The sequence below is a fragment of the Pantoea sp. PNT03 genome, assembly GCF_014852515.1.
Taxonomy (GTDB): Bacteria; Pseudomonadota; Gammaproteobacteria; order Enterobacterales; family Enterobacteriaceae; genus Pantoea; species Pantoea leporis.
Genome location: NZ_JACVBT010000003.1, coordinates 221,004 through 234,541, shown reverse-complemented (window position 1 = coordinate 234,541; position 13,538 = coordinate 221,004). Strand labels below are relative to the sequence as shown.

The 13,538-nt window shown below is 55.3% G+C and carries 13 protein-coding genes and 3 tRNA genes; 8 read left to right on the top strand and 8 right to left on the bottom strand.

Annotated elements, in window-relative coordinates; genetic code table 11:
* Nucleotides 1-29: 29 nt before the first annotated feature.
* Entirely contained in the window at nucleotides 30-1,124 is a 1,095-nt protein-coding gene (locus IB226_RS12815; RefSeq protein WP_101762189.1) for a diguanylate cyclase, read from the bottom strand.
* Between the two features lie 227 nt (nucleotides 1,125-1,351).
* Between IB226_RS12815 and IB226_RS12810 the strand changes: the two genes are divergently transcribed.
* A complete protein-coding gene (locus IB226_RS12810) occupies nucleotides 1,352-1,636 on the top strand; it encodes a DUF1435 domain-containing protein (protein WP_192235786.1) in 285 nt (94 codons plus the stop codon).
* A gap of 93 nt (nucleotides 1,637-1,729) precedes the next feature.
* Here IB226_RS12810 and IB226_RS12805 read toward each other — a convergent pair.
* The 4 genes from IB226_RS12805 to rsmC all read right to left on the bottom strand — a co-directional run bounded on the left by IB226_RS12805 (nucleotide 1,730) and on the right by rsmC (nucleotide 3,217).
* Nucleotides 1,730-1,816, bottom strand: a tRNA-Leu gene (locus IB226_RS12805).
* Between the two features lie 29 nt (nucleotides 1,817-1,845).
* A tRNA-Leu gene (locus IB226_RS12800) sits at nucleotides 1,846-1,932 on the bottom strand.
* Between the two features lie 34 nt (nucleotides 1,933-1,966).
* Nucleotides 1,967-2,053: transfer RNA gene (locus tag IB226_RS12795), tRNA-Leu, on the bottom strand.
* Nucleotides 2,054-2,185: 132 nt separating this feature from the next.
* Nucleotides 2,186-3,217 (bottom strand): 16S rRNA (guanine(1207)-N(2))-methyltransferase RsmC, encoded by a 1,032-nt coding sequence (gene rsmC, locus IB226_RS12790; RefSeq protein WP_101762187.1) that lies wholly within the window; start codon nucleotides 3,215-3,217, stop codon nucleotides 2,186-2,188.
* Nucleotides 3,218-3,323: 106 nt separating this feature from the next.
* Here rsmC and IB226_RS12785 point away from each other — a divergent pair, with 106 nt between their 5' ends.
* The 4 genes from IB226_RS12785 to yjjJ all read left to right on the top strand — a co-directional run bounded on the left by IB226_RS12785 (nucleotide 3,324) and on the right by yjjJ (nucleotide 6,283).
* Nucleotides 3,324-3,734: a DNA polymerase III subunit psi gene (locus tag IB226_RS12785; RefSeq protein ID WP_101762186.1), complete on the top strand. Its 411-nt coding sequence runs from the start codon at nucleotides 3,324-3,326 to the stop codon at nucleotides 3,732-3,734.
* Nucleotides 3,706-4,146: a ribosomal protein S18-alanine N-acetyltransferase gene (gene rimI, locus IB226_RS12780; protein WP_192235784.1), complete on the top strand. Its 441-nt coding sequence runs from the start codon at nucleotides 3,706-3,708 to the stop codon at nucleotides 4,144-4,146. Before IB226_RS12785 ends, rimI begins: the two co-directional genes overlap by 29 nt.
* A gap of 8 nt (nucleotides 4,147-4,154) precedes the next feature.
* A complete protein-coding gene (yjjG, locus tag IB226_RS12775; RefSeq protein ID WP_101762184.1) occupies nucleotides 4,155-4,838 on the top strand; it encodes a pyrimidine 5'-nucleotidase in 684 nt (227 codons plus the stop codon).
* A 122-nt stretch (nucleotides 4,839-4,960) separates the two neighbouring features.
* Nucleotides 4,961-6,283, top strand: coding sequence for a type II toxin-antitoxin system HipA family toxin YjjJ (gene yjjJ / locus IB226_RS12770; protein WP_192235782.1), 1,323 nt, complete (start codon nucleotides 4,961-4,963; stop codon nucleotides 6,281-6,283).
* On the opposite strand, the gene IB226_RS12765 is transcribed toward yjjJ, so the two are convergent.
* Entirely contained in the window at nucleotides 6,280-6,960 is a 681-nt protein-coding gene (locus IB226_RS12765; protein WP_101762182.1) for a YtjB family periplasmic protein, read from the bottom strand. The genes yjjJ and IB226_RS12765 overlap by 4 nt on opposite strands.
* Before the next feature lie 107 nt (nucleotides 6,961-7,067).
* Here IB226_RS12765 and serB point away from each other — a divergent pair, with 107 nt between their 5' ends.
* The 3 genes from serB (at nucleotide 7,068) to nadR (ending at nucleotide 10,776) form a co-directional block, all read left to right on the top strand.
* Nucleotides 7,068-8,045, top strand: a complete 978-nt coding sequence (serB, locus tag IB226_RS12760) for a phosphoserine phosphatase (RefSeq protein WP_192235780.1) — start codon at nucleotides 7,068-7,070, stop codon at nucleotides 8,043-8,045.
* A gap of 13 nt (nucleotides 8,046-8,058) precedes the next feature.
* Nucleotides 8,059-9,444 (top strand): DNA repair protein RadA, encoded by a 1,386-nt coding sequence (gene radA / locus IB226_RS12755; protein ID WP_007886867.1) that lies wholly within the window; start codon nucleotides 8,059-8,061, stop codon nucleotides 9,442-9,444.
* Between the two features lie 105 nt (nucleotides 9,445-9,549).
* Complete coding sequence (gene nadR, locus IB226_RS12750) at nucleotides 9,550-10,776, top strand: multifunctional transcriptional regulator/nicotinamide-nucleotide adenylyltransferase/ribosylnicotinamide kinase NadR (RefSeq protein ID WP_110867484.1); 1,227 nt, start codon at nucleotides 9,550-9,552, stop codon at nucleotides 10,774-10,776.
* A gap of 50 nt (nucleotides 10,777-10,826) precedes the next feature.
* Here the strand turns inward: nadR and ettA are convergent, their stop codons facing one another.
* Both ettA and deoR read right to left on the bottom strand, forming a co-directional pair.
* A complete protein-coding gene (gene ettA / locus IB226_RS12745) occupies nucleotides 10,827-12,494 on the bottom strand; it encodes an energy-dependent translational throttle protein EttA (protein WP_008101764.1) in 1,668 nt (555 codons plus the stop codon).
* A 232-nt stretch (nucleotides 12,495-12,726) separates the two neighbouring features.
* The gene (gene deoR, locus IB226_RS12740; protein WP_101762370.1) at nucleotides 12,727-13,497 is read right to left on the bottom strand and encodes a DNA-binding transcriptional repressor DeoR; all 771 of its coding nucleotides are present in this window, start codon (nucleotides 13,495-13,497) and stop codon (nucleotides 12,727-12,729) included.
* Between the last annotated feature and the right edge of the window lie 41 nt (nucleotides 13,498-13,538).

Genomic DNA, 13,538 nt, shown 5'->3' with positions numbered 1-13,538 from the left:
CGAGGTGTGCGTTGGGTAATGACGAGGCCTTATATCAGTTCATTACTCGCCTGCGTCAATTTCGGCAAATCTTCCCACGCCAGAATAGTGTTACGTCCCTGATTTTTCGCCACATACAGCGCGCGGTCAGCATTGGCGACCGCCTGGTCGAAATCATCAGCAAAGATGGGCGCGATACCAGCGCTGATGGTGACGTGCGTCGAGACTTTATCATTGAAGCGGTGCGGAATTTCCAAATCCACCACGTACTGACGAATGCGTTCAGCCAGTTTCATTGCGATTGAGGCGTTTACATTGGTCATCAGCACCAGAAACTCTTCGCCACCGTAGCGTGTGACCACATCGCGCGAACGCACCGCGTCGCGGATCGCCACGGACACGCGCGCCAGCGCCTGATCGCCCATCGCATGGCCGTAATTGTCGTTGTAGGCTTTGAAGTGGTCGATATCCAGCAGCAGCACAAAGTGGCTGCCGGCGTGGTTTTCCAGAATGGTATCAAGGCGATTCTTCAATCCACGGCGGTTGTACAAGCCGGTAAGCGGATCGAGCATGCTCAAATCGCTGAAGCTCTCTTTTTCCTCATACAGCTGGCTAACCAGCCGACGGGTGAAGGTATCAAAGCGACGACGCATTAAATGGTGCAGTGAAAAGCCGATTAATGGCAGCGTAATGGTGAATAAGATCATCATTAAATGCTGACCATCATCCAATAACAGCACGGTTAATACCGGCGGTGTAATGTGTAGACAGAATGCAATCAAATAATCACTCAGCGCAATGGCACTGATAAAGAACACGCTTAACAGGCTGATAATTAAAAAGCTGCCATCAAAATAGTAAACCAGATGATATCTGTGGTTAATATGCCACGCCCACAGCGCACCCAAAATAAAAGCCACAGGATTTAATAGCGGTAATTTTTGTTTTGACGCCATTAAGCAAATAACCAGCAGCGTGGAGCTGAAGCCCGCTACAACGTCCACCGGCAGCGAGCGTATTGGGCTATCGCTGCCTAAAATCGGCAGCAGGCAAAAAAGCGAAACGGCGACATTAAGAAACAGAAAAAGCATCAGCGACAGCCGATATTTACTCTGTTTCAACTCATCATAAGATTGTAATTTCATTATTATTCTCGTGACAGCCCTGATATATCAAAGCGCTACCCGCAAGTAATAGTTTACCTACCCGGATAGAGAGCACGTTATTGTTGTGTTAGCGATATTGTTATCGGCGGCAATTTAGCATTTTCCAGTAATTCTGTCATCCGGCATGGCTTGCGACAAAAATTCGCTGCAAGATGAGAAATATTGTCATATGATAATGCGAATATTTATCATTTGAGGGTTGCGCGATGATCATGGCGATAATATCCGCCTGCGGACTATGGGGCGTGAGCTGGGTAATGGGTAAACGTCTGGATAGCGGTTGGGGCGTGTTATTACCCTGCGCGGCGATGCCGATTTTTGCGTTATGGGAACCGAGTTTCAGTCAATGGCGAGTGGTGATGATTGTGGCACTGCTGCTGACCGTGGTGATGCTGTTTCACCATCGCCTGCGTCACTATCTGTTGCTGCCATCTTGTCTGGCATTGGCGGGCGGCTTAGCGGCGGTGTCGGTCAATTTCCACGTTATCTGATCAAATCGCAGAAACGACAACATCACGCTGAGAGCGTGAAGTTCGTTGAAAAATCTTTCGGGGGATTTACTGCTCGAAAGGAGTGACAACTGTTGGTGCGAAGGGAGGGACTTGAACCCTCACGTCCGTAAGAACACTAACACCTGAAGCTAGCGCGTCTACCAATTCCGCCACCATCGCATCTTAGTTGTCTGTTTATATCGTCGCATTGGTGCGAAGGGAGGGACTTGAACCCTCACGTCCGTAAGAACACTAACACCTGAAGCTAGCGCGTCTACCAATTCCGCCACCATCGCTCAGTGCGCAGATATAAACTGTGTGATTTTAGTTTGGTGCGAAGGGAGGGACTTGAACCCTCACGTCCGTAAGGACACTAACACCTGAAGCTAGCGCGTCTACCAATTCCGCCACCATCGCAAACTAACAACACCCTAAAGTATTGCTAACCACGGAGGCGCATTTTAGAGATTTTACTCATTGCGTCAACACATATTTCGCGACGGCAAAACGATCGCTGTAAAAAGCAACGTTTCTGCCGCCGCGCTGCTGTTAACGCGTTTTGGCACCGCGACCATATACGGCGCGATAGACTTTGAAGCGTCCGGTTTGCGCCAGCACTTCGTGATTGCCGAAGGTTTCATCCAGAATCTGTGGATACGGCAGGAAGGCGTTAGCCACGATACGCAGTTCGCCGCCGCTGTTCAGATGCTTAAGCGCACCGCGAATCAGCGTGTTAGCCGCTTCAAGGCTGGTTTGCAGGCCATCGTGGAACGGCGGGTTGGAGATGATCATATCGAAACGGCCGGTAACGTCAGAGAAAACGTTACTGGCAAACACTTCACCTTCCAGTTCATTGGCGGCCAGCGTGGCTTTACTCGCTTCAATCGCAGCAGCATGCACATCACACAGCCACAGACGCACGCGCGGCGACACTTTCGCCATCACAGTTGCCAGCACGCCGCTGCCACAACCGATATCCAGCACTTTGCCACGGAAATGCGGCGTCAGCGTGGAGAGCAGCAGATCGCTGCCGATATCCAGACCATCACGGCTGAACACGCCCGGCAAGGTATGGATGGTGAGATCCTCGAGCTGATAAGTATGGCCGTAGCTGCTGGCATCAAAGGTTGGCTGCTTATCGAGACGACCGTGATACAGGCCACAACGACGCGCGCTATCAACTTTCTCCAGCGTCGCCCACGCTTCCAGCATGCCTTCGGCGCTGCGCACGCCGCTGCGGTTTTCACCCACCACGAAGATATCGCAGCCTACCGGCAGCAGAGAGAGCAGGTTTTGCAGCTGGTACTGCGCTTCGGGTTTGTTCTTCGACCAGTAATAAACCAGCGTATCGCAGCCTTCAACATCGGCAGCGGTTGCAACCATGCTGTAAACCGCACGTTCACCAAGGCGATGGCTAAGGTTCTGCCAGTGATGATATTGCTGGGTATGCACGCGGCTCGACGCGGTTTCTAGCTGGGCGGGCAGGTCATCCTGCAGGTCGCCAGCAAACAAAACGTTGCGGGCGGTAAATTCATCACTGTGGCGCAGAATCACTTCGCTGGCCGGGGTAAAAGCAGACATGGAACGCTCCTGTTAAATCAGAGCCGCGATTATAGTGCTTTGTTGGCGCATGTTCGATGGGTTTGCTAGCATAGCGTCGCATTCTGGCAGCATAACGGGTAATAGCATGAGCACAAGGCGCGACTGGCTTCTACAGCAAATGGGGATTACGCAGTATCAGCTGCGGCGTCCGCGCGTGCTGCAAGGGGAAATTGCCGTCACGCTTTTGCCCGACACGCGTTTGGTTTTGGTGGCCGAACAGGCACCCACGCTACAAGAACCGCTGATTCGCGACGTGCTGCGCGCGCTGAACATTCAACCCGCGCAGGTCATGGCGTTAACGCCAGACCAGCTGCAAATGCTGCCGGAGCAGGTCGATTGCGCCGGTTGGCTGCTGGGCGTTGAGAGCGAACATCCCTTTAACGGCATTACCTTCAACACCGCCGTTTTCAATGAACTGATCAGCAGCGGCGCAGCAAAACGCGCCCTGTGGCAACAGATGTGTAACCATGACAGCCATCTCTTTAGTCACCCCTGAAGACCAGCCGCAGCTGCTAGCGATTGAGCGCCGCGCGCATGCCTTTCCGTGGAGCGAGCAGACGTTTAGCAGCAATCAAGGCGAACGTTTCGTTAATTTCCGCATTGAAGTTGAAGGTAAGCTGGCCGGATTTGCCATCACCCAAGTGGTGCTGGATGAAGCGTCGCTGTTCAATATTGCGGTGGATCCCGACTTCCAGCGCCGCGGCCTGGCGCGCCAGCTGTTGCAGCATCTGATTGCTGAGCTCGAGCAGCGCGACGTGATGACGCTGTGGCTGGAAGTGCGCGCCTCAAATATGCCGGCGATTGCGTTGTATGAGCAGCTGGATTTCCATCAGGTGAGCGTACGCCCCAACTATTATCCCACTGCCAGCGGACGAGAAGATGCCATCATTATGGCGCTAACGCTTTAAGGAGCACCATGCTAAACGATTGGGACTGCATCCTGTTTGATGCAGACGAAACGCTTTTCCATTTCGATGCTTACGCTGGTTTGCAGCGCATGTTTGCCCGCTATGACGTGCAATTTTCTGCGCAGGATTACACCGATTATCAGGCGATCAACAAGCCGCTGTGGGTCGATTACCAGAACGGCACCATTTCCGCACTGCAGCTGCAAACGCGCCGCTTCACCTTGTGGGGCGAAAAGCTGAGCGTCGCACCCGAAGTACTCAACAGTGATTTCCTCAGCGCAATGGCCGATATCTGCCTGCCGCTGGAAGGCGCAGCCCACCTGTTATCAACGCTGAAAGGCAAAGTGAAAATCGCTATCATCACCAACGGTTTCACTGCGTTACAGCAGGCGCGACTTGAGCGTACCGGATTCCTCGATGTGTTTGATGCGCTGGTGATTTCTGAAGAAGTTGGCGTACCGAAACCTGACGTGGCGATTTTTGATCACACGCTGGCCTTGCTGGGCAACCCGGATCGCAGCCGCGTGCTGATGGTCGGCGATACGCCAGAATCAGATATTCTCGGCGGCATGAATGCCGGCCTGAAGACCTGCTGGATCGATCACGGTACGCGTCCGTTACCCGATCACATCACGCCAACCTGGCAGGTGAAAACGCTGGCCGAGCTGGAAACGATTCTGACGGAAGGTTAAAAGTATCTATTCATCGTTACCATCGTGATGATGCTGAGAAGCCCGCTGTGCGGGCTTTTTTTTATGTTATTATCTATGCATGAATCTATTCATCAATCTATTCATCAGGTAAGGTGGCGGCAATGGCTGAGCTACAAAGTTTGCTGCTGGAAGGACCGCTTAGCGCGGCGGATCTGCTGGCTCGATTGCATATCAGCCAGGCCACGCTTTCGCGCCAACTGCGTCAGCAGCCGCAGATTATCAAATGGGGCAAAGCGCGCGCGACGCGTTATGCGTTGCTGCGGCCCATCCGGGGTGAAAGCCGCTTCCCGCTGTATCGTATTTCTGCTGAAGGTCAGGCATCGCCCGCTGGCATCCTTTTGCCAACCTGGCCGCAGGGCAGTTGTCTGCATCTGGACCAGCACGATCAAGGCCGCTTTTATGACGGCTTACCGTGGTTCCTGCAGGAGATGCGTCCGCAAGGTTTTCTGGGCCGACAATGGGGCCGTGAATACGCGCCACAGCTCGCGCTGACGGATGATATTCGTCTCTGGAGTGATGAGCAGTGCCTGATGGCGCTGGCAAGCGGCGGCATCGATATGCCGGGCGCTTTTATTGTTGGCGACATGACATACCAGCGTTGGCTGCAACAGCCCGCACCGCAAGCCATCAGCGAGGCGCAAAAAATCGCGCGTTATCCGCTGATGGCACAACAGGCGCTGAGCGGCGATGAACCGGGCTCATCGGCTGGCGGCGAACAACCGAAATTCCTGTGCTATGCCGCAACGGCGAATGGCGATCGTCATTGTCTGGTGAAATTTACCGTCGCCCGTCAAAGTGATAATGCTGAGCGCTGGCGTGATTTGTTACGCGCGGAGCATCTGGCGTTGCAACATTTACTGGCGGCGGGATTGCCTGCCGCACATAGCCAGCTGATTGATAGTGAAGGACAATTGTTTTTCGAAGTGCAGCGTTTTGATCGCATTCATCAACGTGGTCGACGCTGCATGAGTTCATTAGAAGCGGTAAGCGCAGAGTTTATCGGCCATCAACAACACTGGCCGGATGCGCTGCGTGAGTTGCAGCGTCAGCAACGTGTTGATGCGGTAGCGGTTGAACGCGGGACTTTGCAGTGGGCGTTTGGACGACTGATTGCCAATAGCGACATGCACGCGGGCAATCTGTCTTTCTTTACTGATGAAGAACGTTTCAGCCTGACACCGGCTTACGACATGCTGCCGATGGCGCTGGCGCCCAATTCTCAGGGGCACATGCGCGATGAAGTCAAACTGACGCTGGATTTCGCGCTGCCAGGCGCCGTGTGGCGCGCTGCCAGCGCTATGGCGAAAATCTACTGGCAAGCGATTGCAGAGGATGCTGAGTTTAGCGCGAACTTCCGCAGCATTGCCGGGCAGGCATTACAGCAACTGGAAGCGATGGAAGTAACAATGCATAAAATGGCTTAACGCTCTTTTTCAGTCTCTGTGGTTGCCGCCGCCGCCTCTTCTTGCTCTTTCTCTTTATCCTCTTTCACCGTGCGGCTCGCCGTTAGCAGGAACGGCGATTGCTGCCAGCGGGTGCGGCGGTCGCGCAGCAGGGTGCGCGTCAGGATAATGCCGATGGCCAGCGCCAGTAACATCATCAGGCGCAGGATGTTGGTGGTGTTATCCACCTGACGTGATTCCGTCACCAGCACGTGAGTATCCAGCGTGACGCGCAGGAAACCTTGCGGGCCATCTTTGCCTTCCAGCGGCTGCACAATTTGATGGTTGAAGTAGCTACCAGCGCGTTTGCCATCCAGCGACAGCCGATCGCGCACATTAATGCTTTCGCCGCTGTGCGCCACCAGGCTGCCATCATCGGCGTAGACGGAAGCATCAAGAATGCGGCTGTTGTCGGTCATCTGATTGAGGATGGCGGCAATCTGCGTGCGGTTATCGTCGCTGTTATCCATCAACGGTTTAAGGCTAAACGCCACCTGTTTGGTCAACGTGCGCGCCAGTTCTTCCACTTGTTCAGAGCGAGCCATTTGATGGCCGAGGCTAAACCAGGATGCGCCTTGCATCAGAACCACTAACAGAGCCAGCGAGATAAGAACAATCACCGTGCGATGCAGGCGAAATTTCAGTGCGGTTTTAACCATCAGAAACCCGTGTGATGTAACAGCAGAAAGGCTGGCAATTATGTTGCCAGAACCCGCGCAGACAAGGTAGCCTCTTGCGTGGTTTTGTTGTCCCTACAGGAGCTGTAATGCCAAATCGTCTTACCTGGTGCGATCTGCCCGCCGATGTTTCACTTTGGCCGGGTTTACCCCTTTCCCTCAGCGGTGATGAAGTGATGCCGCTGGATTACCGTGCTGGTCGGACTGGCTGGTTGCTGTATGGGCGCGGGCTCGATAAACAAAAACTCACCGATTATCAGCATAAGCTGGGGGCGGCGATGGTGATCGTCAGCGCCTGGAATGTCGATGAGTATCAGGTGATACGTCTGGCAGGCTCGCTGACGCCGCGCGCCAGCAAACTGGCGCATGAAGCCGGTTTTGATGTGGCACCGCTTGGCAAAATCCCGCATCTGAAAACGCCAGGTTTGCTGGTGATGGACATGGATTCCACCGCGATCCAGATTGAGTGCATCGATGAGATCGCCAAACTGGCGGGCTGCGGCGAGCAGGTGGCGGAAGTCACCGAGCGCGCGATGCGCGGCGAGCTGGATTTCAAAGCCAGCCTGCGCGAGCGCGTCGGCATCCTGGCGGGCGCCGATGCCAATATCCTGATGCAAGTGCGCGATGCGCTGCCGCTGATGCCAGGCTTAACCACGCTGGTGCAGAAGCTGCAGGCGCTGGGCTGGCAGGTGGCGATCGCCTCGGGCGGCTTTACCTTCTACGCCGACTATTTGCGCCATACGCTGCATTTAGCCGCGGCGGTGGCCAACGAGCTGGAAATTCGCGACGGCAAGCTAACCGGCCAGGTGCTGGGACAAATTGTCGACGCCCAATTTAAAGCCGATACCCTGAACGATCTGGCAAAGCGCTTTGAAATTGCGCCGGAACAAACCGTGGCGATTGGTGATGGTGCCAACGATCTGCCGATGATTAAAACCGCGGCGCTGGGTATCGCCTATCATGCTAAACCTAAAGTGAATGAGCAGACGGAAATCATCATCCGTCATGCTGACCTGATGGGTGTGTTCTGCATCCTGACCGGCAGCCTGATTCACGAAGAGCGTTAACTGAGGATTTGATTTGGCCAAAGCGGCAAAACGCGCCTTCGTTTGTAACGAATGCGGCGCTGATTATCCGCGCTGGCAGGGGCAATGCAGCGCCTGTCATGCGTGGAACACCATTACCGAGGTGCGCATTGCCGCCTCGCCTGCGGCGGCGCGTAATGAGCGCCTGAGCGGTTATGCCGGCGGCAACGCGGGCGTTAGCCGCGTGCAGAAGCTGTCGGAGATCAGCCTCGAAGCCCTGCCGCGTTTCTCAACCAGTTTCAAAGAGTTCGATCGCGTATTGGGCGGCGGCGTGGTGCCGGGCAGCGCCATCTTAATTGGTGGTAATCCGGGTGCCGGTAAATCGACGCTGCTGCTGCAGGTGATGTGCAAGCTGGCAGAAGGGATGAAAACTCTGTATGTCACCGGCGAAGAGTCACTGCAACAGGTGGCGATGCGCGCCCATCGTCTGGGATTACCGACCGAAAACCTCAATATGTTGTCGGAAACCAGCATCGAGCAGATCTGCCTGATCGCCGAGCAGGAGCAGCCGAAACTGATGGTGATCGACTCGATTCAGGTAATGCACATGGCGGAGATCCAATCCTCGCCGGGCAGCGTAGCGCAGGTGCGTGAAACGGCCGCCTACCTGACACGCTTCGCCAAAACGCGCGGCGTGGCGATCATCATGGTCGGTCACGTCACCAAAGACGGTTCGCTGGCCGGCCCGAAAGTGCTGGAACACTGTATCGACTGTTCGGTGATGCTGGATGGCGACGCTGATTCCCGTTTCCGCACCTTACGCAGCCATAAAAACCGCTTTGGCGCGGTGAATGAGCTCGGCGTGTTCGCCATGACCGAACAAGGCATGCGCGAAGTCAGCAATCCGTCGGCCATCTTCCTGTCACGCGGTGATGAGATCACCTCGGGCAGTTCGGTGATGGTGCTGTGGGAAGGTACGCGTCCGCTGCTGGTCGAGATTCAGGCGCTGGTGGACCATTCGATGATGGGCAACCCACGCCGCGTCGCGGTGGGTCTGGAGCAGAATCGCCTGGCAATCCTGTTAGCGGTACTGCATCGCCACGGCGGCTTGCAGATGGCGGATCAGGATGTATTCGTTAACGTGGTCGGCGGCGTAAAAGTCACCGAAACCAGCGTCGATTTGGCGCTGCTGATGGCGATGGTATCGAGCTTCCGCGATCGTCCGCTGCCGCAGGATCTGGTGATCTTTGGTGAAGTGGGCCTTGCCGGCGAAATTCGCCCGGTGCCGAGCGGCCAGGAGCGCATTTCCGAAGCGGCGAAACACGGCTTTAAGCGCGCCATCGTCCCGGCCGGTAATGCACCGAAGAAACCGGTCGAAGGGATGAAGGTGTACAGCGCGAAGAAGCTGGCGGATGCGTTAGCGATTCTGGATGAGTTGTAAGTTTTACCGGTCGGCATGAATGCCGACCCTACGTTTGTAGGGTGCGCATTTATGCGCACCGTCTTAAAGGCCGCACCGCCCTTTATTCCACGCAGGAGGCACTAAATGTCATCGTTTGACTACCTGAAAACAGCCATTCGCCAGCAAGGCCACACGCTGCAGCAGGTTGCCGACGCCAGCGGAATGACCAAAGGCTACTTAAGCCAGCTGCTCAACGCCAAAATTAAAAGCCCGAGCGCGCAGAAGCTGGAAGCGCTGCACCGTTTTCTTGGCCTGGAATTTCCGCGCCGCGATAAAACCGTTGGCGTGGTGTTCGGGAAATTTTATCCGCTGCATACCGGCCACATCTATTTAATCCAGCGCGCCTGCAGTCAGGTGGATGAGCTGCATATCATCATGGGCCACGACGAGCCGCGCGATCGTGAACTGTTTGAAAACAGCGCCATGTCGCAGCAGCCGACCATCAGCGATCGACTACGCTGGTTGCTGCAAACCTTCAAATACCAGAAAAATATCCGCATCCATTCGTTTGATGAAGAGGGCATTGAACCTTATCCGCACGGCTGGGATGTGTGGAGCGGCGGCGTCAAAACCTTTCTGGCTGAGCAGGGCATTGAGCCGAATTGTATCTACACCAGTGAAGAGCCCGATGCCGCGATGTATGAGCAGCACCTCGGCATTCCGGCGGTGGTGATCGATCCCAATCGATCCTTTATGAACATCAGCGGCGGCCAGATTCGTCAGGATCCATTCCGCTACTGGGAATATATTCCGACCGAAGTGAAGCCGTTCTTCGTGCGCACCGTGGCGGTGCTGGGCGGCGAGTCGAGCGGCAAATCAACGCTGGTGAACAAGCTGGCGAACATCTTCAACACCACCAGCGCATGGGAATATGGCCGCGATTATGTCTTCTCGCACCTCGGTGGCGACGAAATGGCGCTGCAATATTCCGACTACGACAAAATCGCGCTCGGTCAGGCCCAGTACATCGACTTCGCAGTGAAGTACGCCAGTAAAGTCGCCTTTATCGATACCGATTTCATCACTACGCAGGCGTTTTGCCTCAAGTACGAAGGTCGCGAGCATCCGTTTGTGCAGGCGTTGATTGATGAGTACCGTTTCGACCTGGTGATTTTGCTGGAAAACAACGTGCCCTGGGTGGCGGATGGATTGCGCAGCCTCGGCAGCTCAATGGATCGTCGCGAGTTCCAGACCATGCTGATCACCATGCTGCGTGAAAACAATATCGAGTTTGTGCACGTTAAAGAAGATGACTATGACACGCGCTTCCTGCGTTGTGTCGAGTTAGTAAAGCAGATGCTGGGCAGCTGATTCAGCCATAAAAAAAGGCGCCTAATGGCGCCTTTTTCACAGCAACAGACTTACTTCGTCATACGCTTGTACTTGATACGCTTCGGCTCGAGCGCGTCGGCGCCGAGGGTGCGTTTCTTGTACTCTTCGTACTCGGTAAAGTTACCTTCGAAGAACTCCACCTTGCCTTCATCCTGATAATCGATGATGTGGGTGGCGATACGGTCCAGGAACCAACGGTCATGCGAGATCACCATGGCACAGCCCGGGAATTCCAGCAGGGCGTTTTCCAGCGCGCGCAGAGTTTCGATGTCGAGGTCGTTGGTTGGTTCATCGAGCAGCAGCAGGTTGCCGCCGACTTGCAGCAGCTTGGCGAGGTGCAGACGACCGCGCTCACCCCCTGACAGCTCACCCACGCGTTTGCCCTGATCGGTGCCTTTAAAGTTGAAGCGACCGACGTAAGCACGGCTTGGCATCTCGGTGTTGCCAACGCGCATAATGTCCTGACCGCCAGACACTTCTTCAAACACGGTTTTGGAATTGTCCATTGCGTCACGGAACTGATCAACTGACGCCAGCTTGACGGTTTCGCCCAGCTCGATGGTGCCGGAATCCGGTTGCTCCTGACCTGACATCATGCGGAACAGCGTAGATTTACCCGCGCCGTTCGGGCCGATGATGCCAACAATCGCGCCTTTCGGTACAGAGAAGGTCAGATCGTCGATCAGCACGCGATCGCCATACGATTTCTTCAGGTTGGTCACTTCCAGCACTTTGTCGCCGAGGCGAGCACCAGGTGGAATGAAGAGTTCGTTGGTTTCGTTACGCTTCTGGTAATCGGTGTTGTTCAGCTCTTCAAAGCGTGCCAGACGGGCTTTGCCCTTCGACTGACGGCCTTTCGCGCCTTGACGCACCCACTCCAGCTCTTTCTCGATAGATTTGCGACGCGCCGCTTCAGAAGAAGCTTCCTGCGCCAGACGCTGATCTTTTTGCTCCAGCCAGGAAGAGTAGTTACCTTCCCACGGAATACCTTCACCGCGGTCCAGTTCCAGAATCCAGCCAGCCACGTTATCCAGGAAGTAACGGTCATGCGTGATCGCCACAACGGTGCCTTCGAAGTCGTGCAGGAAGCGCTCGAGCCACGCCACGGATTCGGCATCCAGGTGGTTGGTCGGTTCGTCGAGCAGCAGCATGTCTGGCTTTTCCAGCAGCAGACGGCACAGCGCCACGCGGCGGCGCTCACCACCGGAAAGGGTAGCGATTTTGGCATCCCAGTCTGGCAGACGCATCGCGTCGGCGGCACGGTTCAGCTGGGTATCGAGGTTGTGACCATCGTGCGCCTGGATCACTTCTTCCAGACGGCCCTGTTCAGCGGCCAGCTTGTCGAAATCCGCATCGGGATCGGCATACAGCGCATACACTTCGTCGAGGCGCTTCAGCGCGCCAACCACTTCTGAAACCGCTTCTTCAACGGATTCACGCACGGTGTGCTCCGGGTTCAACTGCGGTTCCTGCGGCAGATAACCCACATTGATGCCCGGCTGTGGGCGTGCTTCCCCTTCGATATCGGTATCGATACCGGCCATGATGCGCAGCAGCGTCGATTTACCCGAGCCGTTCAGGCCGAGTACACCGATTTTTGCTCCAGGGAAGAAGCTAAGAGAAATATTCTTCAGGATGTGACGCTTCGGCGGAACGACCTTGCCGACGCGATGCATGCTATAGACGAATTGAGCCACGTTGTATTGAGCCTTTTGGTCTGTGAGTTATGAACTTTAGGTACAGAAGTTTAGCTGTTTTCACCCTTTATTCATACCCGTCATACTTCGCGCTGCAGGTGCATTGGCTGCGTGTGCCCACCCCAGTCACATACTAATGTATGCTCCTGGGGATGAACCCACTTGCCGCCTTCCTGCAACACGAAGTATTTAGGGTCTGGTTTTATTTCCCGGTAATAGAAACAGAGGAATTCTAAGCTTTAGGCAATCGCAGCGGAATATTCTGTTGTGCCAGCCAGCTCTTCAGCGCCGGTTCGGGTGCGCTATCGCTGACCAGCAAATCAAAACGGCGCAATTCACCGATACGCGCGGGCAGCACTTTGCCAAATTTACTGCTGTCCGCCACCAGCACGCGCTGACGTGCGCGCAGCATCGCGTGGTGCTTCATCGCCAGCTCGTTAATGTTGTAGCAGGTGGCGCCCTGTTCCTGATCGATACCTGCCGCCGAAATAAAGGCCAGCGTCGGGCAGAGATCGTCGAGGATCGAATGCGCGCCAATCGGCGTGAACAGCGCGTTATCGGCGTGGAACTCACCGCCGCTCAGGATCACGTTGCAGGCCGGTTTCTCTTTCAACGCCAGGAAAGTGTTCATCGCGCAGCAGATGGCGGTGAACGGCAAGGTGTCAGGAATCGCATCTACGATGTACGGCAGCGTGGTGCCGCAATCAAAAAATACCGTGTCATTTTCACTGATCAGATCCGCAGCAGCCTGCGCCAGGCGCTGTTTGCGTGCGGCGTTCTGACCGTGCTGATCGGAGATGAAATAGTGTCCGGCGTGGCTTTTCGGATCGCTGACGATATAGCCGCCCAGCAGTACCACGGTTGAAGCCGGTTCGGTGAGATCGCGGCGGATGGTCATTTCCGACACGCCCAGCAGCTGCGCCGCGTCTTTCAGGTGCAGTTTATCGGTGCGTTTCAGCGCCTGAGCCAACTTGTGAATACGTTCGTCGCGCCGGGTTTCCATGATCATCTCTGCGTAATTAATCCTGAAGTCGAAGTGGCCTG